Here is a 25,413-nt window from a genome sequence, read left to right on the forward strand (position 1 = left end):
AAGGTTGAGTTTGTGTCCGGTCCGCGTCCGGGAATGTCGCCCCGTACGGGCACGGGGCCGTGGCGCGGTTCGCGGCGTGGAATCGCGCGGCCGTACATCATGGGGGTGCCGGAGTGTCTGCAGAGGTGACCTCCCCGATCCCCGTACCGCACTCGGAACCGCCTCTGCCCGAGCAAGCCCCGTCCGAACCGCCCTTTCCCTTCCGGCAGTTCATCGTCAAGATGCACGGCCGCTGCAACCTCGCCTGCCGTTACTGCTACCTCTACGAGGGCCCCGACCGCACCTGGCGCACCCGTCCCGCCGCCGCCCCGCCCGGGGTCCTGGCGCGTACCGCGGAGAGGATCGGCGAGCACGCCGCCGCCCACGGACTGAAGGCCGTCTCCCTGGTCCTGCACGGCGGCGAGCCCCTGCTGGCCGGTGCGGACACCCTCGCCCGGTTCACCGGCCTCGTCCGCGACCGGGTCCCGGACGGCTGCGCCCTGCACGCCACCGTCCAGACCAACGCCACCCTGCTCACCGAGCGGCGGCTCGCCGTCCTCGCCCGGCATTCGATCCGCGTCGGCATCAGCCTGGACGGGGGCCTGCCCGAGCACAACGCCCAGCGCACCGACCACGCCGGGCGTCCGTCCTGGCCCGCCGCGGCGCGGGGCGCCCGACTGATCGCCGAACGCCACCCGGAGACGTACGCCGGAATCCTCACCGTCGTCGACCCCACGACGGACCCCGTCGAGCTGTACGAGTCCCTGCTCGCGCTGCGGCCGCCGGCCCTCGACCTGCTCCTGCCGCACGGCAACTGGTCCACCCGGCCGCCGCACCACGAGGGCCCCGGAACCCCGTACGGCGACTGGCTGTGCGCCGTCTTCGACCGCTGGTGGGGGGCCGGGCGACGCGAGACACGGGTACGGCTCTTCGAGGAGTGCCTCGCCCTGCTGCTCGGGCTGCCCGCCGCCACCGAGTCGCTCGGCCTCGCGCCCTTCGACGCCGTCGTCGTGGAGACGGACGGCTCCATCGAGCAGGTCGACTCCCTCAAGTCCTGCTACGAGGGAGCGGCCAGGACCGGTCTCGACGTCTTCCGGAACAGCTTCGACCAGGCCCTGCGCCACCCCGGCGTCGCGGCCCGGCAGGCGGGCGCCGACTCACTGGCCGCACAGTGCCGGGCCTGCCCCCTGCTCTCCGTGTGCGGCGGCGGACACTACGCGCATCGATACCGGGCCGGACACGGCTTCGCCAACCCGTCCGTGTACTGCGCCGACCTCCAGCGCTTCATCCGGCACGTCGCTCGCCGACTGGCCGGGGCCGGGACCCCCGCCGCTTCCGAAGGAGGAGTCCCGTGATTCTTCCGGAGGTCCCGGAACGGGCCCTGACCGAACTCGGCCGCACCGAAGGCGGCCCCGAGACCCTCCGGCTCCTCGTCCGCGACCAGCACACCCGACGGCTGCTCCTGCTCCGCGCGGTCCTCGACGCGGCCGAGTCGGCCGGACCGGGCATCTGTCCCGCCGCCGCCCTGACCCGGCTGCGCGAGGACTGGGCCCTGCTGGAGGAGGCCGAACGGCTGGAGCCGTACGGGCCCGCCGGCCCCTCGTCGGAGCCCGCGGCGGACGCGACCCGCCGGAACCCGCCTTCGCCGTCCCCCGTGCGGGCCCTCCTCCTTCACCCGTTCATCGGCCCCTGGGCCGCGGAGGCCCTGCGCTTGCTCGGGCCCGGAGCGGGCCCTCTCTCCGGCCGGGACGCCCGTGAACCGGGCCGCGCCCTCGCATACATCGGGAGACTCGCGGCCGTCGCCGCCGCCCGCGCCGGGGTGCCCTACGCGCTGCGGCTGACCGCCTACGACGGTGTGCTGACGCTGCCCTCGCTCGGCGCGCTGCGCACCGGCGGCTCCGGCCGGGGGGAGACGGAGGTGGCGGTCGTGCACCGGCGCGGGCGGCTGACGCTCCGCCGGTCCGGCGAGACCGACGTGGTCGTGCGCCTGCAGAACGGCGCCGGCGCCTGGTCGGAGGCCGCGGCCTGGACACCGGCGTACGCCCTGCCCGGTCTGGTGCCGGGCTCTACCGCCGTACCGCTGGACGACCTCGACCCGTACCGGACCGCGCGCGGCGGACCCCGCCCGGACACCCTGAGCGGCCCGGCCCTCCTCGACGATGCCGACCGCAAGCACTGGTTGCACACCTGGTCGGGCACCGCGGCGGCGCTCGGTCTCGGCGGTGAACGGCGGCTCGCCGAAGCGGTGACCCTGCTGCACTGCCTGGTCCCGCTGGCCGCCCCGCCCGGTTCGGGCCCCGACGGAGCCGGCGGCAGTTGCAGCGGTACCCGGCGCGAGGCCTTCGGTGCCGTCCTCAGCAGCGCGCCAGGCACCGCGACCACGCTCGCGGCCACCCTCGTCCACGAGCTTCAGCACACCAAACTCGCCGCCCTCAGCGACATGGTGACGCTCCATCGGGCCACCTCGGAAGCGCGCCACTTCGCGCCCTGGCGTCCCGATCCCCGCCCGTACGACGGCCTGTTGCAAGGCGCCTACTCCCACCTCGCGCTCGCGGACTTCTTCCAGCGCAGTGCGCTCGCCGCGACCCTCCCCGTCCGCCGTGACGCCGCCTGGGAGCGGCACGCGCGGTATCAGGCACAGGTCGGCGCCGTGCTGCCCGCCCTCGTCGGATCGAGTGACCTCACCGTGCGCGGACGCCGGTTCGTCGACCGCATGGTCGAGGTCCACGAACGGCTCGCCGAACAGCCGCCTCCTCGCGGACACGCGGCACGTGCCACGGCGTACGTCCTGGCGGCCCGGACCCTGTGGAACCGGCGCCACGCACTCGCCGAATGAACCGCACACCGTGAGCGGCGAACGCGCCATGCACCGAACGGATTGAGCCATCCTCGCCGAGAGCGGCGGGTTCCCGGACGCGCGCGTGACGGTACGTCAAGATCGACGCTGAACACGTATGGGAAGGAACCGTGGAGCAAGCGACCGGCGTACGTCTGCGCCCTATCGCCGACCCTCGCGGCGGTTCTAAAATTACGCGCGGGGAGGCCGCTGCATGTCTGGAGCTCGTACACCGGTCGGGTCAGCCGAGAGGGGGCCCGCGAAGCAGACCGTCACCATCAGCTTCGCCGGTTTCAACCGGGCCTGGGCGGCCTGGATCGGCGACCTTCTGGAGCGGCGCGGACATCGTGTGGTGTACCAGCGCTGGGACTCCCCGGCCGAGGTGCCCCTCGTCGACCTGCTGCGGGACCTGACCCTGGCCAAGGGCCGGATCCTCATCGTCGTCAGCGAGTGGTACTTCCAGCTCGGCCCGCGCACCCATGACGAGTGGAACGCAGCGCTGCGCGAGGTCGTCGCACCCGACTCGTCCCGCTTCGCAGCCGTCTCCGTCACCAACAGCACCCTGCCGACGGCCACCACCGTGCTCGGCGCCGTCGACCTGAACAACATGGGCGCCGACGAGGCCGAACGCCGTGTCCTGGAGCGTCTCGACCTGCCCTCCGACCCCCTTCCCGAGCCCCCCGAGGGAGCCCGGCGCGGACCCCGTTTCCCCGCCGCCATGCCGGAGGTCTGGGGCGGCGTCCCCCGCCGCAACACCCGCTTCACCGGCCGTGAGCCTCTCCTGAACGACGCCTACCACCTGCTCCAAGGCGCCGAGGCGGGCGCCGGCGTGGTCACCCTGCACGGCATGTCCGGGGTCGGCAAGACCCAGCTCGCGGCCGAGTACGTCTACCGCTTCGGCTCCGAGTATGACGTCGTGTGGTGGGTCAACGCCGAGAAGCGGGTCACCTACCGGCGCCGACTGGCCGAACTCGCACCCCAGTTGGGGCTGTCCACCGGAGCCGAGTACGGCGAACGGCTGCGCGCCGTGCGCGACTCGCTGCGCCGCGGCGACCCGTACGCCCGCTGGCTGCTGATCCTGGACGGCGCGGACGAACCCGACCAGATCTACGACCTCGTCCCCACCGGCCCCGGCCACGTCCTGATCACCTCGCGCAACCCCGAGTGGAGCGAGCACAACAGCAGACTGCTGGAAGTGCCCGTCTACGCCCGCGACGAGTCCGTCGCGTTCATCCGCCGCCGCGCGCCCCGCCTGACCGAACCCGAGGCCGACCAGCTCGCCGAGGCGCTGGAGGACCTGCCCCTCCTGCTGGACCAGACGGCCGGCTGGCTCAACGACTCCGACCTGTCCGTCCAGGAGTACATCGCCCTGCTGGACGGAGGCATCGACGGGGACGTCGTCAAGGTCTCCGCCGACTTCCCCGTCGCCTTCCAGACCGCCTGGTCGATACTGCTGAACAAGCTCCGCGACACCGTCCCGGAGTCCGTCGACCTGCTCCGCCTGTGCACCTTCTTCGCGCCGGGCTTCATCCCCGTACGCCTGCTCAAGGAGATGCCGCACGACCAGCTGCCGGAACAGATCGCGGGCCTGCTCAACGACCCGCTGCTGTGGAACCGGGCCATCAACCAGCTCCGCCAGTACTCCGTCGTCCGCCTGGAGTCCCACGAGGCGGCCGACGGCGAGGCGGCGTCCTCCGGCGAGTCGCTGTACCTGCACCGCATGGTCCACCAGATCGTCCACAAGGACATGCCCGACGAGGACCGCCGCGAGTTCATCGACGTGGTCCGGCGCGCCCTGGCCGCCGCGGACCCGCGCCGCCCCACCGACACCCGGCTGTGGCCCGGCTACGCGGAGATCGTTCCGCACCTGAAGTACGCGGACGTCCTGCAGAGCAAGGACTCCGCGGTCCAGATGCTGGTCTTCAACTGCCTGCGCTACATGTACCTTTCGGGCGAGTACGTGGCAGGCATCAAGCTGGGCGAACGCGCCATGGAGGCATGGCGGAACCTGCTCGGCGAGAAACACCCACGGATCTGGGAACTGACCCACCACTACGCCAACCTGCTGCGCGTGGTCGGCGACTACCAACGCACCGAGGCCATCGAGCGCGCCGCTGTCAAGCACCTGCGCGATGAGCGCGGCTCCCAGGACCTGGAACATCTGCGCGCCGCCACCGGCCTCGCCGCCGACCTGCGCGGCCTCGCCCGCTACGACGAGGCACTGGAAATCTCCCAGTGGATCTTCGTGGCCTACCGTGACCTCCTGGGTGACGCCGACTCCCGTACCCTCGGCGCGCAGAACAACCTGGCCGTGTCGCTCCGGCTGCTCGGCCGTTTCGAAGAGGCCCTGGACATCGACCGGCGCACCATGGAGTCGCGCAGGCAACTGCTGCGCGGCCGGCATCTGTGGACCCTCTCCTCCCAGATCCACTACGCGACCGACCTGCGCTACCTCGGCCGTTACCCCGAGGCGGAATCCATCCAGACGGAGAGCGTGCGCGAGCACCGCATCGTCATGGGGGCCGACAACCCGCAGACCCTGGACGCCGAACACAACCTGGCCCTGTGCCAGTACCGCAGCGGCGACCGCCGGGGCGCGGGGGCCCTGTTCGCCCGCGTCCTGGAGCGCTGCGAACGCGTGCTGGGCGAGACCCATCCGCAGACCCTGCGCTTCGCCGCCAACACGAGCTGCTTCGTGCGCGAGCACGGCGACATCGACCAGGCGCGGGAGATCGGCGAGTCCGTCGTCGCCCGCTACGAGGTGATGCTCGCCGAGGGGCACCCCTACATCGCCGGTGTCCGGGCCAACCACGCCCTGGTCCTGCGCAGCGTCGGCGAACGCGACCACGCGCACGCGGCCATGGACGAGGCGCTCGCCGACATGACCGCGGCCGTCGGCGAGAACCACCCCTGGACGCTCGGCTGCGCCATCAACGCCGCCGCCCTGCGCAACCTCATCGGCGACCCCGAGTCGGCCGCCATCCTCACCCAGGACGTGGTGACCCGTGCCACCGAGACCCTCGGCCGCACCCACCCGCTGACGCTCTCCGCCCGGATCGCCCTCGCGGCCGATCTGCGCGGTCTGCGGGACCGTCAGCAGGCGGAGAAGGTCGAACAGGCGGCCCTCGACGACCTGGCGGCCACCCTGGGCGCCCAGCACGTCCACACCATCTCGGCCCGCTCCCGCAACCGGCCCTTCTGGGACTTCGAACCGCAGGAGACCTGAGGCCCGCGCGAAGAAGGACCGCGCACCACCGAAAAGGCCCGGCCCCGAGTCCAGTGACTCGGGGCCGGGCCTCTTGCTGCTGTCCTGCCGGAGGCCTACGCCTCGAACACCTCACGCACCAGCTGCTCCTGCTCCGCCTGGTGCCGCTTCGCGGAACCGACGGCGGGGGAGGAGGAGTGCGGACGCGAGATGCGGCGCAGGCGCTCGGCGCCCGGGACGTCCGCGCCGACCGCGAGGTCCAGGTGGTCGATCAGGTTGAGCGCGATGAACGGCCAGGCACCCTGGTTCGCCGGCTCCTCCTGGGCCCACAGGTACTTCTCGGCGTTCGGGTACTTGGCGATCTCCGCCTGGAGCTCGGCACCCGGGAGCGGGTACAGACGCTCGATGCGGATGATCGCCGTGTCCGTGGAGCCGCGCTTCTGACGCTCGGCCTCCAGGTCGTAGTACAGCTTGCCGGCGCAGAACACGACCTTGCGCACGGCGGCCGCGTCGACCGTGTCGTCACCGATGACCGGGCGGAACTGGCCCGTGGTGAACTCCTCCGCCTTCGAGGCGGCGGCCTTCAGGCGAAGCATCGACTTCGGGGTGAAGACCACCAGCGGCTTGTGGTGCGGGTTGTGCACCTGCCACCGCAGGAGGTGGAAGTAGTTCGACGGGGACGTCGGCTGGGCGACCGTCATGTTGTTCTGGGCGCACAGCTGGAGGAAGCGCTCGATGCGGGCCGAGGAGTGGTCCGGGCCCTGGCCCTCGTAGCCGTGCGGCAGGAGCAGGGTGACGCCGGACGTCTGGCCCCACTTCTGCTCTGCGGCCGAGATGTACTCGTCGACGACCGTCTGCGCGCCGTTGACGAAGTCGCCGAACTGCGCCTCCCACATCACCAGCGCGTCGGGGCGGGCCAGCGAGTAGCCGTACTCGAAGCCCATGACCGCGTACTCGGAGAGCAGCGAGTCGTAGACGTTCAGACGGGCCTGCTCGTCCGAGAGGTACTGCAGCGGGGTGTAGTCCTCGCCGTTGACCCGGTCGATCAGCACCGCGTGGCGCTGGCCGAAGGTGCCGCGGCGCGAGTCCTGGCCGGACAGCCGCACCGGCGTGCCCTCCAGGAGCAGCGAACCGATGGCGAGGGTCTCGCCCATGCCCCAGTCGATCGTGCCGTCCTCGATCATCGCCGCGCGGCGCTGGAGCTGCGGGAGCAGCCGCGGGTGCACGGTGACGTTGTCGGGGATGTTGACCTGGGACTCGGCGATCCGCTTCACGACCTCCTGGGAGACCGCGGTGGACACGGCGACCGGGAACTCGGCCTGGACGTCCGGGACGTGGGCCTCGGGCGCCTGCGCGACGGCCTCGCGGACCTCGGTGAAGACCTTCTCCAGCTGGCCCTGGAAGTCCTGCAGCGCCTGCTCGGCCTCTTCGAGGGTGATGTCGCCGCGGCCGATCAGGGACTCGGTGTAGAGCTTGCGCACCGAGCGCTTCTTGTCGATCAGGTCGTACATCAGCGGCTGCGTGAACGCCGGGTTGTCGGACTCGTTGTGTCCGCGGCGGCGGTAGCAGATGAGGTCGATCACGACGTCCTTGTTGAACGCCTGACGGAACTCGAAGGCCAGGCGCGCGACGCGGACGACGGCCTCGGGGTCGTCGCCGTTCACGTGGAAGATCGGCGCCTCGATCATGCGGGCCACGTCGGTGGCGTACATGGAGGAGCGCGACGACTCCGGGGCGGCGGTGAAGCCGACCTGGTTGTTGATGACGATGTGGACCGTGCCGCCCGTGCGGTAGCCGCGCAGCTGCGACATGTTGAGCGTCTCGGCGACCACACCCTGGCCGGCGAAGGCCGCGTCACCGTGCAGGGCGACGGGCAGGACGGTGAAGTCCGTGCCGCCCTTGTTGATGATGTCCTGCTTGGCGCGGACGATGCCCTCGATGACCGGGTCGACCGTCTCCAGGTGGGACGGGTTCGCGGCCAGCGAGACGGCGATCTGCTCGCCGTCCAGGCCGGTGAAGGTGCCCCGGGCGCCCAGGTGGTACTTCACGTCGCCGGAGCCGTGCATCGACTTCGGGTCGAGGTTGCCCTCGAACTCGCGGAAGATCTGCGCGTACGACTTGCCGACGATGTTGGCGAGGACGTTCAGGCGGCCGCGGTGGGCCATGCCGATGACGACCTCGTCCAGGCGGGACTCCGCGGCGCTGTCGATGACGGCGTCGAGGAGCGGGATGACGGACTCGCCGCCCTCCAGGGAGAAGCGCTTCTGGCCGACGTACTTCGTCTGCAGGAAGGTCTCGAAGGCCTCGGCGGAGTTCAGCCGGCGCAGGATGCGCAGCTGCTCCTCGCGCTCCGGCTTGGAGTGCGGGCGCTCGATGCGGTCCTGGATCCACTTGCGCTGCTTCGGGTCCTGGATGTGCATGAACTCGATGCCGGTGGTGCGGCAGTACGAGTCGCGCAGCACGCCGAGGATGTCGCGCAGCTTCATCAGGGACTTGCCCGAGAAACCGCCGACCGCGAACTCGCGCTCCAGGTCCCACAGGGTGAGCCCGTGCTCGGTGATGTCCAGGTCGGGGTGCTTGCGCTGCTTGTACTCCAGCGGGTCGGTGTCGGCCATGACGTGGCCGCGGACCCGGTAGGAGTGGATCAGCTCGAAGACGCGGGCGGCCTTGGTGACGTCGTCGTCGTGGCTGGCGTCGATGTCCTTGAGCCAGCGGACCGGCTCGTAGGGGATGCGCAGCGACTCGAAGATCTCGTCGTAGAAGCCGGTCTCGCCGAGCAGCAGGTTCGCGACGATCCGCAGGAACTCGCCGGAGGCGGCGCCCTGGATGACCCGGTGGTCGTACGTCGAGGTCAGCGTCATGACCTTGGAGATGCCGAGCTTGTTCAGGGTGTCCTGGGAGGTGCCCTGGAACTCCGCCGGGTAGTCCATGGAGCCGACGCCCATGATGACCGACTGTCCGGGCATCAGACGCGGGACCGAGTGGACGGTGCCGAGGCCGCCGGGGTTGGTCAGGGAGACCGTGACCCCGCTGAAGTCGTCCATCGTCAGCTTGCCGTCACGGGCGCGGCGGACGATGTCCTCGTAGGCCTGCCAGAACTCGAAGAAGTTCAGCGTCTCGGCCTTCTTGATGCCCGCGACGACCAGCTGGCGGTCGCCGTTGGGCTTCACCAGGTCGATGGCGAGGCCGAAGTTGACGTGCTCCGGCTTGACCAGGGTCGGCTTGCCGTCCTTCTCCACGAAGGAGTGGTTCATCGACGGCATGGCCTTGATGGCCTGCACCATCGCGTACCCGATGAGGTGCGTGAAGGAGATCTTCCCGCCCCGGGCGCGCTTGAGGTGGTTGTTGATGACGATGCGGTTGTCGAAGAGCAGCTTCACCGGGACCGCGCGCACGGACGTGGCCGTGGGCACCTCCAGCGAGGCGTTCATGTTCTTCGCGACGGCACCGGCGGGACCGCGCAGGGTGACGTACTCGGGGCCGGCGGGCGCCTCGGAGGCCGGAGCGGCCTTCGGCTTCGCGGCGGCGGCGGGAGCCGGAGCGGCCGCGGCGGGCTTCGGCGCCGCGGGGGCGGCGGCCGGAGCGGGCGCGGGCGCGGCCGGGGCCTGGGGAGGAGCCTGGCGCGCCGCGGGCGGCACGGGAGCGGCCGGAGCGGCCGTGGTGGTGGTCCCTGCGGCCCCCGCGGCCGCAGTACCCGCCGGAGCCGCGGCGGCGGGCGCCCCGGGCTTGTAATCGGCGAAGAAGTCCCACCAGGCTCGGTCTACCGAATTCGGGTCCTGGAGGTACTGCTGATAGATCTCGTCGACGAGCCACTCGTTGGCACCGAAGGCCGCCGCGGGGTTCCTCCCGGCGGCTTGGTCTTCGGTCGAGATGCTCGAGTTACTGGGGGACTGTGGCGACACGGCGCTAACCGCCCTCTTCCGCTTCGCAAGGTGATGGACAGCGGGAATAAAGGCTACGCCTCCCTGGCCGGGAAGGTCAGGCCGGGCCTGTCCAACGTCGCGTAAGTCACATCGGAATCCGCGTTTCGCCCAGGGGAATGGCGGGAAACAAGCGAGGTTCCGGTTCGGGATGGGTACGTCGATCAAGGGTCGCGGCGTGCTTCACGCGGCCCTGTGCCTGATCACACGTGTACGCGCACGGCGACATCCGTGGATCTTGTGGCTCCGGTTCGAACTTTACGTCAACTTGGCAGAGAAGGAAGGCCCGGAAGGATGACCTGGATCCGGCAGCCCCGCTGAGATTCGGCCACACCGATGCGTCCGCCGTGCAGATCCACCGCCCAGCGGGCGATCGCGAGCCCCAGTCCCGTGCCGCCGTCGCTTCCCGGGCCGTGCGGTGAGGGCACCCCGCCGCGGTTGAAGCGCTCGAAGACGCGGTGCCACTCCGACTTCGGGATGCCGGGCCCCTCGTCCAGGACCTCCAGGGCCAGCGACTCGGGATGGTCGCCCCGCCGGGCCCGGACCGTCACCCGGCCGTGCGGCGGGCTGTGCTTGACCGCGTTGTCGATCAGATTCGCCACGACCTGGTGGATCCGCTCCGGGTCCGCGTGCGCGGTCAGCTCCGGCGGGGACACGTCGAGGTGCAGATGGACGTCCGTGCGGGTGTGGCCGCCGCCGGAGCCCGAGCTCAGGTCCGCGCGCGCCGAGGCGACCATGTTGGCCTCCTTCAGCACCCCCGACAGATAGGGCCACACCTCGAAGCGCCGCCGGCGCAGCGGTACGACGCCGTTGTCCAGCCGGGACAGGTCGAGAAGGGTCTCCACCAGCCGCCCGAGGCGCTCCGTCTGCTTCAGCGCGGTGCGCATCGTCTCGGGATCGGCGGCCGAGACCCCGTCCACGACGTTCTCCAGGACGGCCCGCAGGCCCGCGATCGGCGTCCGCAGCTCGTGCGAGACGTTCGCCACGAGCTCCTTGCGCTGACGGTCCTGGGCCTCCAGCTCGTCGGCCATCAGGTTGATCGTCTGGGCCAGGTCGCCCAGCTCGTCCCGGCGGTCGTCGCGCACCCGGCGGGTGTAGTCGCCGTGCCAGATCGAGCGGGCCACGGCGTTCATCTCGTCCAGCGGCGCGGTCAGCGAGTGCGCCACGAACTGCGTGATCAGCAGGGTGGCGATCATCGAGAACACCGTGATGAAGCGGAGCTCCGTCTTGGTGTGCACCGCGATCATCGACAGACCGGTCGTGATGAGCACGGAGATGACGACCAGCGCGCCCAGCTTCGTCTTGATCGAGAACGGCCGCACCTCGCCCCAGGAACCCGAGCTCCTGCGCTCCGCGGACACGCGCTCGCCGAGCCCGCGCCCTCGTTCTCCGAGTCCGCTCATCACATCAGCCCTTCGCGCGGGCCCCGGTCACCGGGGCCCCTACGTCTCCTGCGGCGGCCCGGCTCAGGGAGTCGGGGTCTCCAGTGCGTAGCCGACGCCGTGCACCGTACGGATCCGCTCGGCACCGATCTTGCGGCGCAGCGCCTTGATGTGACTGTCGACCGTCCGGGTGCCGGAGGCGTCCGCCCAGTCCCAGACCTCGGCGAGCAGCTGCTCGCGCGAGAGTACGGCACGCGGGGTGTTCGCAAGGCAGACGAGCAGGTCGAACTCGGTCGGCGTGAGGTGCACGTCCTCGCTGCGGACCCGCACGCGGCGCTGCGCGTGGTCGATCTCCAGCTCGCCGAGCCGCAGGATGCCGCTGCGCGGGGTCGAGGCCGCGACGACGGCGCGCTCCACCCTGCGCAGCAGGACGTGCACGCGGGCGGCGAGCTCGCGCATCGAGAACGGCTTGGTCATGTAGTCGTCGGCGCCGACCCCGAGCCCGACCAGCATGTCGGTCTCGTCGTCGCGCGCGGTGAGCATCAGCACCGGCACCGGGCGGGCGGCCTGCACGCGGCGGCAGACCTCCAGACCGTCGAAGCCGGGCAGCATGATGTCGAGGATCAGCAGATCGGGCTGCCAGGCCTCGGCGGTGTCGACGGCGGCAGGGCCGTCACCCGCGGTTTGCACGAGGAATCCCTCGGCTCGCAGACGGGCCGCGATGGCGTCGACGATCGTGGGGTCGTCCTCGACGACCAAGACCCGGCGCTGAGCGCCCGGAGTCGCCGCCGTGCCGTTCTGGGAGGTGTGTGTCTGCTCCATCGCCCGCCCCTGAAGTGTGCTTTCCGGAATCCGTGGGGTGATCCCATGACTGCGCTTGACGCTTGAATGATCCGCGTCAGGCAAGCAGGGTACGGGCAGTGGGTACGGCTCGGCTATCCAGGGCTTACCGCGAGATGCACCACGTCGGGAACGCCCCGGGCAACGGGGATCACTTCGGTGCGAACCCGCTGGAATCCGGCATTCCGCAAGGTTCCTTCAAATTCCGGAGAGGGCTGTGCCGACCACACGGCGAGAACGCCGCCGGGCCTCAACGCCCTTGCGCAGCTTGCCAGTCCGGACGTTCCGTACAGTCCCGCGTTGCCCTCGGTGACCGTCCAGCCGGGGCCGTTGTCGATGTCGAGGCACAGGGCGTCGAACGTGTCGGAGATCTCATTGACGTAGTCGACGAGGTCCCTCTCGACGATGTCCGTGCGCGGATCGGCGAGCGCCCCGGCGGAGAGCGCGGCCAGGGGGCCGTCGCGGTGCCAGTCGATGATCGCCCGTTCGCGCTCGACAACGGTGATGCGTCCCCAGCGGTCATCGGCCGCCGCGTGGGCCAGCGAGAACCCGACGCCGAGCCCGCCGATCAGCACGCTCGGCTCCGGGCGCCCGTCCAGGGCGTCGTACGCCGCGTCCATCAGCAGGCGCTCCGAACGCCCGTCGGAGGTGTCCATCAGGAAGCACCCGTTGGCGATGATCTGCAGCAGGGCGCCGTGGCGCCGCAGTACGACCTCGCCGTACGGGCCCTGGCGGCGGTCGATGACCTCGGGGATCTCGTACGAGGCAGTCATGGCCGCCATCCTGGCATTTTCACCTGTACGGGTCGCGGGAATTGCCGGGGACGACGGCGGCGGCCGGGGTTTCGCGGGGTGCGGGACGTGATCGCACGCCCGGTGCGCGGCACGGTCGCCGGCTCCTGCGCCTCAAGGGTGAGCCCAGGGACGCTCGCGTTGACGCCGGGCCGTTGGTTGAGGACTTCCTGAGAATCGTCCCGCGCGTGACCCCGGTCATGGACAGGGGCGGAGGGGACGCGAAGGGTGGAACGCGAGGGGAAGGAGTGAGGTGGAACAGACCAGCGCGCACCGGTCCGGCGCCCTCCCCGGCGACACACCCCTGTCCCCGGCGGAGCCTCCGGCGGCCGCACGGCACACCGCCGAGCCCGCGGACGGACCGGCACGCCATGGAGACCGGGGCGCGGCGGTGTCCGGCGACTCCTTCGCGGCCGCCGGCCGAAATCGTGCGTCCGGGGCGGGGGAGGCGCCGGGGTCGTCGCCTTCGGGTCGGCTGCCCGGGGTGCCTCGACAGCGGGAGGGCTCCGCACCGGATGCCGGGCTCATGTCCGGAGCGGCGGGCGGGCCTGGCTCCGGGGGCGGTACGGCGGTGGGCTCGGCCGGTGGTTCCGGGGGCGGCTCTGGTGTGGCCGGTGGTTTCGGGTGCGGCACTGGTGTGGCCGGTGGTTCCGGGGCCGGTATCGATGCGACCGGCGCCAGGTGTTCCGGCGCCGAATGCTCCAGCACGGATGCGTCCGGCGGAGAATGCTCCGGCTCCGGTGTGCCGGGTGCTCCCGAGGCCGGCACCGCTCCGTCCGGCGCTTCCGGGCGGGCCGGTGGTGGACGGCTGCTGCGGCTCGTGCCCGCCCTCGTGCCCACCCCGCTGGGTACGCCCTTCACCTTCGGGTACGCGGCCGTCGTCGCCGCCACCTCCTACCTGGCCGACCACGCGGACCCCGCGTTCGTCCACGCCCTGCACCAGGCGTCCAGTACGGACGTCGCCCACCTCGTGCGGCACCCGCTGCTCGCGCTCATCGCCAGCGCCGTGTGGATCGTCGGCGGGATCGCCTCGCCGTACGCGGCCGGTTTCCTGCTCGTCCTGACCGCTCTGGAGCGTCGTATCGGCACCGCGTGCGCGGCGGGCGTCTTCCTGCTGGGGCACGTGGTGGCCACGCTCGCCACCGAGCTGCCGGTCGGCGCGGCCGTACTGGCCGGTGCCCTGCCCGCCACCTCGCTGCACCGCCTCGACTACGGCATCAGCTTCGGTGTCGCCGCGAGCGTCGGCTCGCTCGCGGGACTCCTCTCTCCCTGGCTGGGCCGGCCGCTGCTGCTCGCGTTCGGCGCGGCCCTCGCCCAGGACCTGGTGCTCCTCGGCGACCCCGTGGCGGACACGGGCCATCTGATCGCGCTGGCGCTCGGCATCGCGACCTGGCCGTTGGTGCGGAAGCGCCGGGACCGGCTTCGCGAGCGCCCCGGGGCCGGCGGTGTCGCGGCCCCGCGGGGCTGAGGGGTCGGGTCAGGCTCGGCCGGGTCCGGCGACCCGGTGTCCCCTTACTTCCGGGTCGCTTCCCGGTGCTTGTTCCCGGCGGATCGAGAACGTCCGATGTGCCGCCCCGGACCGGCTTGAGCCGTTCGAGGGGCGGCCGAGGTGGGCGGCCGAGATGGGTGGCCGAGGTGGGCGGCCGCCAAGCCCCGCGCGTGGCGGCAAACGCCCGGCGCCAACGCCCGGCGCCAACGCCCGGCGCCGACGCCCGGTGCCACCCGACGCACAGCGCGGCACGACACCTCTGCGCGGCGCGCCCCCCGGTGCGGACGCACGGGTGACCCGCCCGGGACCCGACACATGGGCCGGTCCGGGTCCACGTCGGGCGCCGGCCGCGACCGGCCCCGGCATTCAGCGGGCGGCCGAACCGTTCTGGGCGTCGGACGTGGACTGCCAGGCCTGCAGACCCGCGAGGGACGCCTCCTTGGCCCGCCGCCACTGCTGGGCCGCCTGCTGGGACGGGGGCACGTCCATGGTGCGGACCAGGCGCCGGCCCGCGGAGAGCACGGCGATGGCCGCGATGATCATGCCGGTTCCCGCCACCACGGTTCCGGCCACGGTGAGCACGGCACCGGTCGTGACGAGCCGGGTGTCGATGTCGATCTTGTGCTGGGTGAGGTGATGGTTCATGCCCCCACGATCCGTGGCCGGAGCCCACCCCGCATCCCGAGAGCCCACCGCCCTCCCGATCCCGGCAGCCCGCCCCCCCCCCAAGGCCCCCACCCCCGCGAACGAAGCGATCGCTCAGAGCGAACGGGTCCCGGGGAACATTGCGGAGCCCCCACGCATTGAGTCGACATAGCTCAACTTGACTGCCGAAGGGGAGATCATGGCTTCGACGTCCGCATCACTCACTCTGCCCGTGCTGCCGCTCGACGACGAGGTAGTGCTGCCCGGAATGGTGGTTCCGCTGGACCTGAACGACACCGATGTACGGGCCGCGGTGGAGGCCGCACAGGCCGCCGCCCGTTCAACACCCGGCAAGCCCCAGGTACTCCTGGTGCCGCGCATCGACGGGACCTACGCGAGCACGGGCGTGCTCGGCACCGTGGAGCAGGTCGGCCGGCTGGCCGACGGCGACCCCGGCGCGCTGATCCGAGGCCGCGGGCGCGTGAAGATCGGTGCGGGGACCACGGGCCCCGGCGCGGCCCTGTGGGTCGAGGGCACCCGGGTCGAGGAGACCGTCCCCGACCTCTTGCCCGGCCGGGTCGCCGACCTGGTGAAGGAATACAAGGCCCTGGCCACCAGCTGGCTCCGCAAGCGCGGCGCCTGGCAGGTCGTGGACCGGGTGCAGCAGATCGACGACGTCTCCGCCCTTGCCGACAATTCCGGTTACTCACCTTTCCTCAGCGTGGAACAGAAGGTCGAACTGCTGGAGACCGCCGACCCGGTGGCCCGGCTGAAGCTCGCCACCGAACAGCTCCGCGAGCACCTCGCCGAGCAGGACGTCGCCGAGTCCATCGCCAAGGACGTCCAGGAGGGCGTCGACAAGCAGCAGCGCGAGTTCCTGCTGCGCCGCCAGCTGGAGGCCGTACGCAAGGAGCTGCGCGACCTCAAGGGGGAGGACGGCGAGGAGGAGTCCGACGACTACCGCGCCCGTGTGGAGGCGGCCGACCTTCCGGAGAACGTCCGAGAGGCGGCGCTCAAGGAGGTCGAGAAGCTGGAGCGGTCCAGTGACCAGTCGCCCGAGGGCGGCTGGATCCGGACCTGGCTCGACACCGTCCTGGAGCTCCCGTGGAACGAGCGGACCGAGGACGCGTACGACATCCGGGGCGCCCAGGCCGTGCTCGACGCCGAGCACGCCGGTCTGGAGGACGTGAAGGAGCGCATCACCGAGTACCTGGCCGTGCGCAAGCGGCGCTCGGACCGGGGCCTCGGCGTCGTCGGCGGCCGCCGCGGCGGTGCCGTGCTCGCGCTCGTCGGCCCGCCCGGCGTCGGGAAGACCTCACTGGGCGAGTCCGTCGCGCACGCCATGGGCCGCAAGTTCGTCCGCGTCGCCCTCGGCGGCGTCCGGGACGAGGCCGAGATCCGCGGCCACCGCCGTACCTACGTCGGCGCGCTGCCCGGCCGGATCGTCCGCGCGATCAAGGAGGCCGGGTCGATGAACCCGGTGGTCCTGCTCGACGAGATCGACAAGGTCGGCTCCGACTTCCGGGGCGACCCGGCGGCGGCGCTGCTCGAGGTCCTCGACCCGGCGCAGAACCACACCTTCCGCGACCACTACCTGGAGGTCGAACTCGACCTCTCCGACGTGGTGTTCCTCGCCACGGCCAACGTCCTCGAAGCCATCCCCGAGGCCCTGCTCGACCGCATGGAGCTGGTCCGTCTCGACGGCTACACCGAGGACGAGAAGGTCGTCATCGCCCGGGACCACCTGCTGCCGCGTCAGCTGGAGCGGGCCGGTCTGGAGAAGGACGAGGTCGTCCTCGACGAGAGCGCGCTGCGCAGGCTCGCCGGGGAGTACACCCGGGAGGCGGGCGTACGGAACCTGGAGCGGGCCGTCGCCCGGCTGCTGCGCAAGGTCGCGGCCCAGCACGAACTGGGCGACCGGGAGCTGCCGTTCACGGTGACCGACGCCGACCTGCGCGGGCTCATCGGGCGCCCGCACCACGTGCCCGAGTCGGCGCAGGACCCGGCCGAGCGCCGTACGGCGGTGCCCGGTGTCGCCACCGGGCTCGCGGTTACCGGCGCGGGCGGTGACGTCCTCTACGTGGAGGCGTCGCTGGCCGACCCGGAGACGGGCGCGGCCGGTCTGACCCTCACCGGTCAGCTCGGCGACGTGATGAAGGAGTCGGCTCAGATCGCGCTGTCCTTCCTGCGCTCGCACGGCGCGGAGCTCGAACTGCCCGTCGGCGACCTGAAGGACCGGGGAGCGCACATCCACTTCCCGGCGGGCGCGGTCCCCAAGGACGGCCCGAGCGCGGGCGTCACGATGACGACCGCCCTGGCGTCGCTCCTGTCCGGCCGGCTGGTCCGTACGGATGTGGCCATGACCGGTGAGGTGTCGCTGACCGGACGCGTCCTGCCGATCGGCGGGGTGAAGCAGAAGCTGCTCGCCGCGCACCGGGCGGGTGTCACGACGGTGATCATCCCCAAGCGCAACGAGGCCGATCTGGACGACGTCCCGGCCGAGGTCCTGGAGAAGCTCGACGTCCACGCCGTCACGGACGTCCGCCAGGTCCTGGAGCTGGCACTGGCGCCGGCGACGAACGGCGCGGTGCCGGAGGTTCCGGTAGCCGCGTGACGGAGGTTGCCGGAAGGGAAGGCCCGGGTCCCGTGAGGGAGGCCCGGGCCTTCGCCGTGCGCGGGACCCGGACCTCCGGCCGGGCCGTCGCCTCAGCCGGTGGCGAGGGCCTGGACGCGGTCCAGGGCGCCGTTGAACTTGTCGTGGTCCCCGACCGTCGGGCCGGACGACGTGTACTGCCACATCGTGTAGTAGCCCCAGCCGGCCGGCAGCGTCCCCGGGGCGGAGGCGTAGCGCGCGATCCACAGGGGGTTGGACGCGGCGAAGCCGCCGTAGTTGCCGGTGCACTGGGTCCACCAGCTCGCGGCCGTGTAGATCACCGCGTCGCGGCCGGTCCGCGCCTTGTACTGGTTCAGGAAGCTGCCGATCCAGCTGACCATCGCGCTCTGCGTCTTGCCGTAACAGGCCGCCCCGTACGGGTTCCACTCGATGTCGAGCGTGCCGGGCAGCGTCTTTCCGTCGCCCGACCAGCCGCCGCCGTGGTCGACGAAGTAGTTGGCCTGGGTGGCGCCGGTCGTGGTGTCCGGGGTGGCGAAGTGGTACGACCCGCGGATCATGCCGACGTTGTAGGCGCCGTTGTACTGCTGGGCGAAGTACGGGTTCGTGTAGTACGTCCCCTCGGTCGCCTTGGTGTAGGCCCATCTGACCCCGCTGCTCCACAGGGTCGACCAGGCGACGTTGCCCTGGTAGCCGGCGACGTCCACGCCTTCGGTCTGGGTGGCGTCACCCGTGGTCGGCGTGCCGCCCTGACCGTCGTGGGCGACGACCCCCATGCCCATCCGGGCGGTGCCCCGGGCGGGGATGTCGGCGGCGGAGGAGGGGAGGGTGGAGAGGAGGGAGAAGGCGGCGAGCAGGGTTCCCACCGCGAGTGCTCGCAGGCGGCGGGCCGTTCCGGATCTGTGCACGGACATGTGCGTGCCTCCGAAGGGCGAGGGAGCTCCGGGGGCTCGGGGGAGCCCGGGTGGAGCCCGGTGGGGGGAGTGCGCGGCACGCGTGCCGATCGGGGGGATCAGGCCGGAATCCGGCCCAGGAGTGGCGTGCGCATGCCAGCAGATAAGTGTCTGATAAAGAAGCTACGCACGTAGACGGGGACGTGGGAAGAGGGGCCGGAGGCTGCCGTTGGTCTACGCCTGCGAAATACTGGCGGAGCTGCGGCAATGGGTGAGTTCTGGCAGAAACTTTCAGGATCGGGAAACCGGGTCAGGGGTGCTGACGTGCACGAGGGCGGAAACGACGGCGGACGTCCGGTCGAATCCGGTGTGTCGGGAAATGGTATGGACCGGCCCACGGCGCCTGGCGGCGCGGAACGCGAATTCCTCTCCTTGGAACGCGAGTTGACGGTGTTTCTGCGGCGCGCCCGGGCCAGTCAGGGGGAGATGGCCCGCGAGGTGCACCCGGACCTCGAGTCCGCCGCGTACGGACTCCTCGTCCGGCTGGAGGAGTGCGGCCGTCAGCGCGCCACGGAACTCGCCGCCTACATCGGAGTCGGCAAGGCCACCATGTCCCGGCAGCTGCGCGCCCTGGAGGAGCTGGGACTGGTCGCGCGCGAACCCGACCCGGCCGACGGGCGCGCCTGGCTCGTCCACCTCACCGAGGAGGGCCGCGGCCGCGTCTCCAGCGTCCGTGAGGCCCGCCGGGCCCGCTATGTGCGCCAGCTCGCCCACTGGGACCAGAACGAGGTCGCGGAACTCGCCCGGCTGCTGAACCAGCTGAACCGGAACATGGAGAAGTAACCACCTCCGCGGCGCCGCGCGACCTCACAGCTCCACGAACACCACCGACGCGTCGTCGTGCGGCTTGCCCCGTCGGAGCCCCGGCCGCTCCCGCGCGTCCGCGCGTTCCAGGTCCCGTACGCGCTCGACGAGCGAGGCCGCGCCCTCCTCCCGTACGAGGGCGAACAGCTCGGGCCAGCCGCCCGCCCCGAACCGCTCCACCCAGCGGGTGGCGCCGTCCGTCAGGGCCGCCAGGGCGCGCACCGAGGACCGGGGGAGCGTGCCCGTCACCGCGCGGGCGGCCACCGACGGGTCCGCGGCCGCCGTGAAGAAACCGCCCTCCTTGTTGCGGACGGTGGTGTCGACGACGGCGTCCGACACGAGGGCGGAGCGCGGGAGCAGCGAGAGACGGTCGTCCAGCAGGGCGGTGACCTCCCCGGCCGGGGATTCCACCAGCAGCGCCGAGTCCGAGAGGACCAGGTACTCGACCCGCGCGGCGGACCACCGTGCGAGGACCACGGTTGCCTGGGGCGTGCGCGGGTGAGAAAGGTCACAGGTGCCGGCGTGTGCGTCGGCGACGCGGCGGACGGCCCGCGCGAGGACCTCCCGGAGGGGCAAATCCCCCTGCGAAACGGACAGTTCGGTCAGTGCCCCGCCGAGCCGCGCGGTGAACCAGGGGACCGTGTGCAGACAGCCGTGGTCCCCCCGCGGCGGGGTCACGCCGTCCAGGACGACCAGTGAACCCCCTTGTCCTGAAGCGGGAAGCCCGACCGATGCGAAGTCCTCGTTGGGACGCTCCGGGTCTCCCGGCTCGGACACGAGTTCAGTGCGCATTCCGCCAGTCTGCACGAGCCCTTCACACCGGCCCCGGAAGACCGGCCGGACCGCCCGACGTGCGGTTCGGCGCGGCGGCCGCCGGGTTTGGCACGGAATGATCGACTCCGGCGGAACGTGGCGGCGAATACTGTCAAAGCCCGTCCCCGACGTCCAACCGGCCCGCCGCGCGGCCCGGCCACGGGCGCCGTGGAGACTTGCCCGCCAACTCCCCTCCGATGTTCACTCCTTCGGGTGGCGGGTCGGACGATGCGGGACCACTGCCCACCGGCACTGGGAGGGTCGGGAGCCGTACCGGGCGTACGCCGCGATTGACGGGACGTCACCCGGGCCCCAAATGGGTACACGAGTCAGGAATGCGAGCACCGGTGCAGAAGACGCGGCCGAGGCGCACAGGCAAGAAGACGGCCTCCAACTCCACGGAGGGTGGCGCCGTCGGCGACGCCACCGGCTCCACGGGTCGGGGCAGGACCGCCCATGTACGCAACCGGCTCATCGTGGCCGTGGCGGTCGTCGCGGCCGCCATCGCCGGAGCCGGCACGCCCATGGTGCTGTCGGCCTCCCAGCAACTGAACGACTCCCAGAATCTGGTGACGCTCGCCCAGCGCACCCAGCAGGCGCTGACCCTCGCGCACGCGCTGGCCGACGAGCGCGACGAGGTCACCTCCTACGTCGCCGCCGGCCGGCCCAAGGCCAAGGCGCCCTCCGAGGAGCGCAGCGCCCTGGTCGACCGGCAGGTCGACGAGCTGCGCGCGGACGAGGACACCCCCGCCGCCCTCGTCGAGGATCTCGACGGCATCGCGGCGCTCAGGCGCTCCGCCCTCACCGGCAAGAGCTCCGCCCTCGAGGCGCACCAGGCGTACTCCGGCGCCATCGCCGAACTCCACGCCCTCGCCGAGGACCTGGCCGAGGAGATGCCGCCCCGCGCGGGCTCCGGCGCGCACGCCCTCGCCGAGCTGGACACCGCCGTCCAGCAGTCCGCCGCGGCCCGCGGGCTGCTCCTGGCGGCCCTCGCGGTCCCGCACACCACCCAGAGCGTCTACAACCCCGTCACGGGCCTGACGAGCACCACGAACACCTCGTCGGCCGCCGACGCCAAGCAGCGCGACGCGCTGAGCGCCGCCGCCCAGCAGGCACGCGTCCGCTCCGACGCGGCCGTCGCGGACTTCCGCGAGACCGCGCCCAAGCAGGCCGTGTCCTCCTACGACTCCACGGTCACCGGACCCGACGTGGGCACCGCCGACAAGTACCTGGCGAACCTCACCGCGCAGCCGGCCCTCTCCGACTCCGCGCTCGGCACCGGCGTCAAGAAGCTCGACGCCGCGCTGTCCGCCCGGATCGACCTGATGCGCGGCGCCGAGTCCTCGCTCAACGACCACCGCACCAAGGACCTGGAGAAGCTGCGGGACGACGACGTCACCGCGCTGGAGCTGCGCGTCACGCTCCTCGGCGTCCTGATGCTCGTCGCGGCCGGCATGACCATGGCCATGGCCCGCAGTCTCACCCGGCCCCTGGCCGTCCTGCGCCTCGGCTCCGCCCGGCTGGCCGCCGACCCGGCCTCCTCGGAACCGGTCAAGTTCACCGGCCGCAACGACGAGTTCGCCCAGGTCGTCCGCTCCGTCAACGCCCTGCACGCCCACGCGACCGGACTGCACGAGCGGATCACCACCCTCGAGGCCGACCGCAAGCACCTCGTCGGCCAGCGCCAGCAGATGGCCGACGAGCGCGACCGGCTGCGCGCCGAGCTCGCCGAGGCGGCCGCCCACCTGGAGCAGGTGCGCGGCACCATCCACAGCACCTTCGTCAACCTCGCGCTGCGCACCCTCGGCCTCGTCGAGCGCCAGCTCGGTGTCATCGAGGGCCTGGAGGAGCGCGAGCAGGACCCGGACCGTCTCTCCACCCTCTTCAAGCTCGACCACTTCGCCACCGTCATGCGCCGGCACAGCGAGAACCTCCTCGTCCTCGCGGGCGCCGAGCACGTCCAGCACCACGCGGGCCCGGTCCCGCTGGTCGACGTCGCCCGCGCCTCGGTCAGCGAGATCGAACGCTACGAACGGGTCCGGATCGCCGCGCTGCCCCCGCACGCGCACATCGCCGGGTTCGCCGCCGACGACATCAGCCACCTGGTGGCCGAACTCCTGGAGAACGCCACCGCGTTCTCGCCGCCCGACGTGCCCGTCGAGGTCTCCGGCTGGCTGCTGGAGAGCGGCGACGTGATGCTCTCCGTGCAGGACGAGGGCATCGGCATGACCGACGAACGGATGAGGCACCTCAACGTCCGCCTCACCGAGTTCGACCCCGAGGACACCTACGACCAGGAGAGCGGGGAGGGACTCGGCCTCGGCCTGTACGTCGTGGCCCGGCTCGCCCACCGGCACGGCGTACGGGTCAAGCTGCGCGAGCAGAAGCAGGGCGGGGTGGCCGCCGTGGTCGTCCTCCCGAAGGCGCTGCTCGCCGCCGCCCCGGCGTCCACCGTCCCCTCCTCGGTCCGGATCGTCGGCGGAGCCCCCGCGGTGGCCCTGCCCGGCGCCGACGCCGAGGCCAACTCCAACGTGCTGCGCGGCCGTGCCGTCCGGCGCGCCTCGGTGCCGGTCCCGGCCGACGACGACCCGCTGATCGCGGCGGCCGAGGCAGTCGTACGGGAGACCGCCGCCGACCCGCGGACGGCGCCCGAGGAGACGCCGGCCGCCGAGGCCGCGCAGACCCCGGTCATCCCGGCGCCCCGCGGTCCCGAGCCGGCCGCGGAGCCGGAATCCGTCTCCGAGACGACGATGGAGCTGCTGCTCCCGGAACTCGCCCCGGAAGTCCCCGCGTCGGACGCCCCCGCACCGGACGCCTCCGCGTCGGGGACCACCGGTCCGGACGCGGCCGGCGAGCCGTCCGGCACGACCGGCGCGCCCGTCTCCGTGACGGCCGGCACTCTCGTGGAGCCGGCGCCCGGCGCCACCGCCGCCCACCCGGACGGCCCGGCCGCCGACCCCGCCCCGTCGACGGACCCGTTCGCGGAGCCGGACCTCTCGACGGACCCGTTCGCGGAGCCGGACCGCTCGTCCGACCCGTTCGCCGCGCCGGACCTCTCGACGGACCCGTTCGCCGAGCCCGTCCCCTCCGTGGACCGGTTCGCGGACCCGGACCCGTTCGGGGAGCCGGCGCCGCAGCCCGCCGCCGAGGCGCCCGCGCAGGCGCCGGCCGAGCCCGCGGCCCCGGTCGCGGCGGACCCGTACGCCATCGGCCCCGACCACCACGAGCGGGTGCCCGACGAGCAGCCCAGGCTCACCGACAAGGGCCTGCCCAAACGCACGCCGAAGATCTCCGCCCCCGCCGCCGCCCCGCGGCCGCGCGTGGGCGGCGTGGACGCCGACGCACTGCGCCGCAGGCTCGGCGGGTTCCACCGGGGAGCGATCGAGGGCCGCCGCGATGTGGAGGCCGAGATCGCCGAACGGACGGGCGAGACCCCCACGCCCGAAGGACAGGCCCCGGCGGCCCCCACACCAGCACACGCGCCCGCAGGACCCGCGCCCACCGCGCACCGGACCGACGCACAGGACGTAGAAGCATCGGGGGGCACAGTCGAGGAGGCAAGCAGTTGACCGCGACCAGTACCTTCGGCCTGAGCAGCGAAGCACGTAACCTGCACTGGCTGCTGACCAATCTCGTCGAGGAGGTGCCCGGCCTCCAGTCGGTGGCGGTCGTCTCCTCGGACGGCCTGCTCCTGCTCTCCTCCGACCCCGGCCACCACGCCGAGGCGAGGACGGCCGACAGCGCCAGGCCGAAGGGTCCCAAGGGCTCCGCCGCGGACCTCGCCACGATCGTCTCCGGCATCGGCAGCCTCACCCTCGGCGCCGCCAAGCTGATGGACAGCGGCGGCGTCAAGCAGACCATGGTCGCGATGGACGAGGGCAGCCTCTTCGTCATGGCGATCAGCGACGGCTCGCTCCTCGGGGTGCACGGCTCCGCGGACTGCGACATGAGCGTCGTGGCGTACCACATGGCGCTGTTCGTCGGCCGGGCCGGACACGTCCTGACCCCCGAACTGCGCATCGAGCTCCGAAAATCCATCGAGGCCGACGCTTCCGGGAGCGCCTGATGACCGCGTCGAAGGCCAGGAAACTCCCGGTGCGCGGCGGCGACCGCAAGCCCGCCCGGGTACGGCCCTACTCGCTCACCGGCGGACGGACCCGCTTCGGCCACGTCCTCCTGGTGGAGACGTTCGTGGCCGCGCTGGACGCCCCGGAGACGCGCAGGGAGCTCACCAACGGCTCGCTCACCACCCGGGTCATGCCCGAGATGCGGGCCATCGTCGAACTCTGCCGCCGCATGCGTACGGTGGCCGAGATCGCCGCACTTCTCAGGATGCCGCTCGGAGTGGTCCGCGTGCTCTTGAGCGACCTGGCGGACCAGGGAAAGATCCGTGTGTACGGAACAGGTCACGGACCGGGACAGCCGGATCGTGCCCTGCTGGAAAGGGTGCTGAGTGGACTCCGTCGTCTCTGACGCCGAAGCTGGCGTCGCCTCCGACGCCGAACCCGGCGTCGACCCCCTCCTCGACGACGAGGAGAACTTGCAGGCCTGGCAGACGGACCGCACGCGCGCGCCGATCGCCACGAAGATCGTGGTGGCCGGCGGCTTCGGCGTCGGCAAGACCACGCTCGTCACGTCCGTCTCGGAGATCACGCCGCTCCAGACCGAGGCGCTGATGACCCGGGCCAGCGAGGAGACCGACGACCTCACGGGGACGCCGGACAAGCTGACCACCACGGTGGCCATGGACTTCGGGCGCATCACGCTCGACGACGACCTCGTGCTCTACCTCTTCGGCACGCCGGGCCAGCAGCGCTTCTGGTTCATGTGGGACGACCTGGTGCGCGGAGCGATCGGCGCGGTCGTCCTCGCCGACACCCGCCGCCTCTCGGACTGCTTCCCGGCGCTCGACTACTTCGAGAGCTGCGGACTGCCGTACGTCGTCGCCGTCAACCACTTCGACGGCAGCGAGGTGTTCGAGCCGGAGGATGTGCGCGAAGCCCTCACGGTTCCTCCGCACATACCTGTCATGATCATGGACGCGCGCCGCCGGATCTCGGTCGTCGAGACCCTGCTCGCACTCGTCGGCCACGCGCTCGAAGTCAGCCCCGAATAATCAGGGCCCCCGAGGACTGGGAGAAGCAA

The 25,413-nt window shown here is 71.9% G+C and carries 17 protein-coding genes; 10 read left to right on the forward strand and 7 right to left on the reverse strand.

The window, feature by feature from the left end:
- The first annotated feature begins 221 nt into the window (after nt 1–221).
- The 3 genes from IO36_RS17370 to fxsT all read left to right on the forward strand — a co-directional run bounded on the left by IO36_RS17370 (nt 222) and on the right by fxsT (nt 6,041).
- A complete protein-coding gene (locus IO36_RS17370) occupies nt 222–1,334 on the forward strand; it encodes an FxsB family cyclophane-forming radical SAM/SPASM peptide maturase (RefSeq protein WP_051900600.1) in 1,113 nt (370 codons plus the stop codon).
- On the forward strand, nt 1,334–2,815 hold the full coding sequence (locus IO36_RS17375) for an aKG-HExxH-type peptide beta-hydroxylase (RefSeq protein WP_037621008.1): 1,482 nt from the start codon (nt 1,334–1,336) through the stop codon (nt 2,813–2,815). Before IO36_RS17370 ends, IO36_RS17375 begins: the two co-directional genes overlap by 1 nt.
- 214 nt (nt 2,816–3,029) lie before the next feature.
- Entirely contained in the window at nt 3,030–6,041 is a 3,012-nt protein-coding gene (fxsT, locus tag IO36_RS17380; RefSeq protein ID WP_037620927.1) for an FxSxx-COOH system tetratricopeptide repeat protein, read from the forward strand.
- Nucleotides 6,042–6,136: 95 nt separating this feature from the next.
- Here the strand turns inward: fxsT and IO36_RS17385 are convergent, their stop codons facing one another.
- The 4 genes from IO36_RS17385 to IO36_RS17400 form a co-directional block, all read right to left on the reverse strand.
- Nucleotides 6,137–9,922, reverse strand: coding sequence for a multifunctional oxoglutarate decarboxylase/oxoglutarate dehydrogenase thiamine pyrophosphate-binding subunit/dihydrolipoyllysine-residue succinyltransferase subunit (locus tag IO36_RS17385; RefSeq protein ID WP_037620928.1), 3,786 nt, complete (start codon nt 9,920–9,922; stop codon nt 6,137–6,139).
- A gap of 281 nt (nt 9,923–10,203) precedes the next feature.
- Complete coding sequence (locus IO36_RS17390) at nt 10,204–11,343, reverse strand: HAMP domain-containing sensor histidine kinase (RefSeq protein WP_245173325.1); 1,140 nt, start codon at nt 11,341–11,343, stop codon at nt 10,204–10,206.
- Between the two features lie 63 nt (nt 11,344–11,406).
- Nucleotides 11,407–12,144, reverse strand: a complete 738-nt coding sequence (locus IO36_RS17395) for a response regulator transcription factor (RefSeq protein WP_037620929.1) — start codon at nt 12,142–12,144, stop codon at nt 11,407–11,409.
- A gap of 113 nt (nt 12,145–12,257) precedes the next feature.
- Nucleotides 12,258–12,935 (reverse strand): spermine/spermidine synthase domain-containing protein, encoded by a 678-nt coding sequence (locus tag IO36_RS17400; RefSeq protein ID WP_037620930.1) that lies wholly within the window; start codon nt 12,933–12,935, stop codon nt 12,258–12,260.
- A gap of 760 nt (nt 12,936–13,695) precedes the next feature.
- On the opposite strand from IO36_RS17400, the gene IO36_RS17405 reads away from it, so the two are divergent.
- A complete protein-coding gene (locus tag IO36_RS17405) occupies nt 13,696–14,421 on the forward strand; it encodes a rhomboid-like protein (protein WP_051900590.1) in 726 nt (241 codons plus the stop codon).
- 387 nt (nt 14,422–14,808) lie between these two features.
- On the opposite strand, the gene IO36_RS17410 is transcribed toward IO36_RS17405, so the two are convergent.
- A complete protein-coding gene (locus IO36_RS17410; protein WP_037620931.1) occupies nt 14,809–15,087 on the reverse strand; it encodes a hypothetical protein in 279 nt (92 codons plus the stop codon).
- Nucleotides 15,088–15,286: 199 nt separating this feature from the next.
- Between IO36_RS17410 and lon the strand changes: the two genes are divergently transcribed.
- Entirely contained in the window at nt 15,287–17,701 is a 2,415-nt protein-coding gene (gene lon, locus IO36_RS17415) for an endopeptidase La (RefSeq protein WP_037620933.1), read from the forward strand.
- A 92-nt stretch (nt 17,702–17,793) separates the two neighbouring features.
- Here lon and IO36_RS17420 read toward each other — a convergent pair whose 3' ends face one another.
- Nucleotides 17,794–18,612, reverse strand: coding sequence for a lysozyme (locus tag IO36_RS17420; RefSeq protein ID WP_037620934.1), 819 nt, complete (start codon nt 18,610–18,612; stop codon nt 17,794–17,796).
- Nucleotides 18,613–18,915: 303 nt separating this feature from the next.
- Between IO36_RS17420 and IO36_RS17425 the strand changes: the two genes are divergently transcribed.
- Entirely contained in the window at nt 18,916–19,434 is a 519-nt protein-coding gene (locus tag IO36_RS17425) for a MarR family winged helix-turn-helix transcriptional regulator (RefSeq protein ID WP_078943262.1), read from the forward strand.
- A gap of 24 nt (nt 19,435–19,458) precedes the next feature.
- Here IO36_RS17425 and IO36_RS17430 read toward each other — a convergent pair whose 3' ends face one another.
- Nucleotides 19,459–20,247, reverse strand: coding sequence for a protein phosphatase 2C domain-containing protein (locus IO36_RS17430; protein WP_078943263.1), 789 nt, complete (start codon nt 20,245–20,247; stop codon nt 19,459–19,461).
- Between the two features lie 368 nt (nt 20,248–20,615).
- Here IO36_RS17430 and IO36_RS17435 point away from each other — a divergent pair, with 368 nt between their 5' ends.
- From IO36_RS17435 to IO36_RS17450, 4 genes are read left to right on the forward strand one after another with little or no spacing between them, the layout of a single operon-like run.
- The gene (locus IO36_RS17435; RefSeq protein WP_037620936.1) at nt 20,616–23,837 is read left to right on the forward strand and encodes a sensor histidine kinase; all 3,222 of its coding nucleotides are present in this window, start codon (nt 20,616–20,618) and stop codon (nt 23,835–23,837) included.
- Entirely contained in the window at nt 23,834–24,334 is a 501-nt protein-coding gene (locus IO36_RS17440) for a roadblock/LC7 domain-containing protein (RefSeq protein WP_037620937.1), read from the forward strand. The genes IO36_RS17435 and IO36_RS17440 overlap by 4 nt, the downstream gene beginning before the upstream one ends.
- Nucleotides 24,334–24,741 (forward strand): DUF742 domain-containing protein, encoded by a 408-nt coding sequence (locus IO36_RS17445; RefSeq protein WP_037620938.1) that lies wholly within the window; start codon nt 24,334–24,336, stop codon nt 24,739–24,741. The genes IO36_RS17440 and IO36_RS17445 overlap by 1 nt, the downstream gene beginning before the upstream one ends.
- A complete protein-coding gene (locus IO36_RS17450; protein WP_037620939.1) occupies nt 24,722–25,384 on the forward strand; it encodes a GTP-binding protein in 663 nt (220 codons plus the stop codon). Before IO36_RS17445 ends, IO36_RS17450 begins: the two co-directional genes overlap by 20 nt.
- The last annotated feature ends 29 nt before the right edge of the window (nt 25,385–25,413 follow it).

Origin of the sequence: Streptomyces aureus (genome assembly GCF_000725495.1) — a bacterium.
In the GTDB taxonomy this organism is placed as follows: domain Bacteria; phylum Actinomycetota; class Actinomycetes; order Streptomycetales; family Streptomycetaceae; genus Streptomyces; species Streptomyces aureus_B.

Excerpts from the sequence above, each read along its gene's own strand:
- IO36_RS17370 (WP_051900600.1), top strand. The coding sequence starts at position 222 with ATGCACGGCCGCTGCAACCTCGCCTGCCGTTACTGCTACCTCTACGAG.
- fxsT (WP_037620927.1), top strand. The coding sequence starts at position 3,030 with ATGTCTGGAGCTCGTACACCGGTCGGGTCAGCCGAGAGGGGGCCCGCG.
- IO36_RS17390 (WP_245173325.1), bottom strand. The coding sequence starts at position 11,343 with ATGAGCGGACTCGGAGAACGAGGGCGCGGGCTCGGCGAGCGCGTGTCC.
- IO36_RS17395 (WP_037620929.1), bottom strand. The coding sequence starts at position 12,144 with ATGGAGCAGACACACACCTCCCAGAACGGCACGGCGGCGACTCCGGGC.
- IO36_RS17400 (WP_037620930.1), bottom strand. The coding sequence starts at position 12,935 with ATGACTGCCTCGTACGAGATCCCCGAGGTCATCGACCGCCGCCAGGGC.
- IO36_RS17410 (WP_037620931.1), bottom strand. The coding sequence starts at position 15,087 with ATGAACCATCACCTCACCCAGCACAAGATCGACATCGACACCCGGCTC.
- lon (WP_037620933.1), top strand. The coding sequence starts at position 15,287 with ATGGCTTCGACGTCCGCATCACTCACTCTGCCCGTGCTGCCGCTCGAC.
- IO36_RS17420 (WP_037620934.1), bottom strand. The coding sequence starts at position 18,612 with ATGTCCGTGCACAGATCCGGAACGGCCCGCCGCCTGCGAGCACTCGCG.
- IO36_RS17430 (WP_078943263.1), bottom strand. The coding sequence starts at position 20,247 with ATGCGCACTGAACTCGTGTCCGAGCCGGGAGACCCGGAGCGTCCCAAC.
- IO36_RS17445 (WP_037620938.1), top strand. The coding sequence starts at position 24,334 with ATGACCGCGTCGAAGGCCAGGAAACTCCCGGTGCGCGGCGGCGACCGC.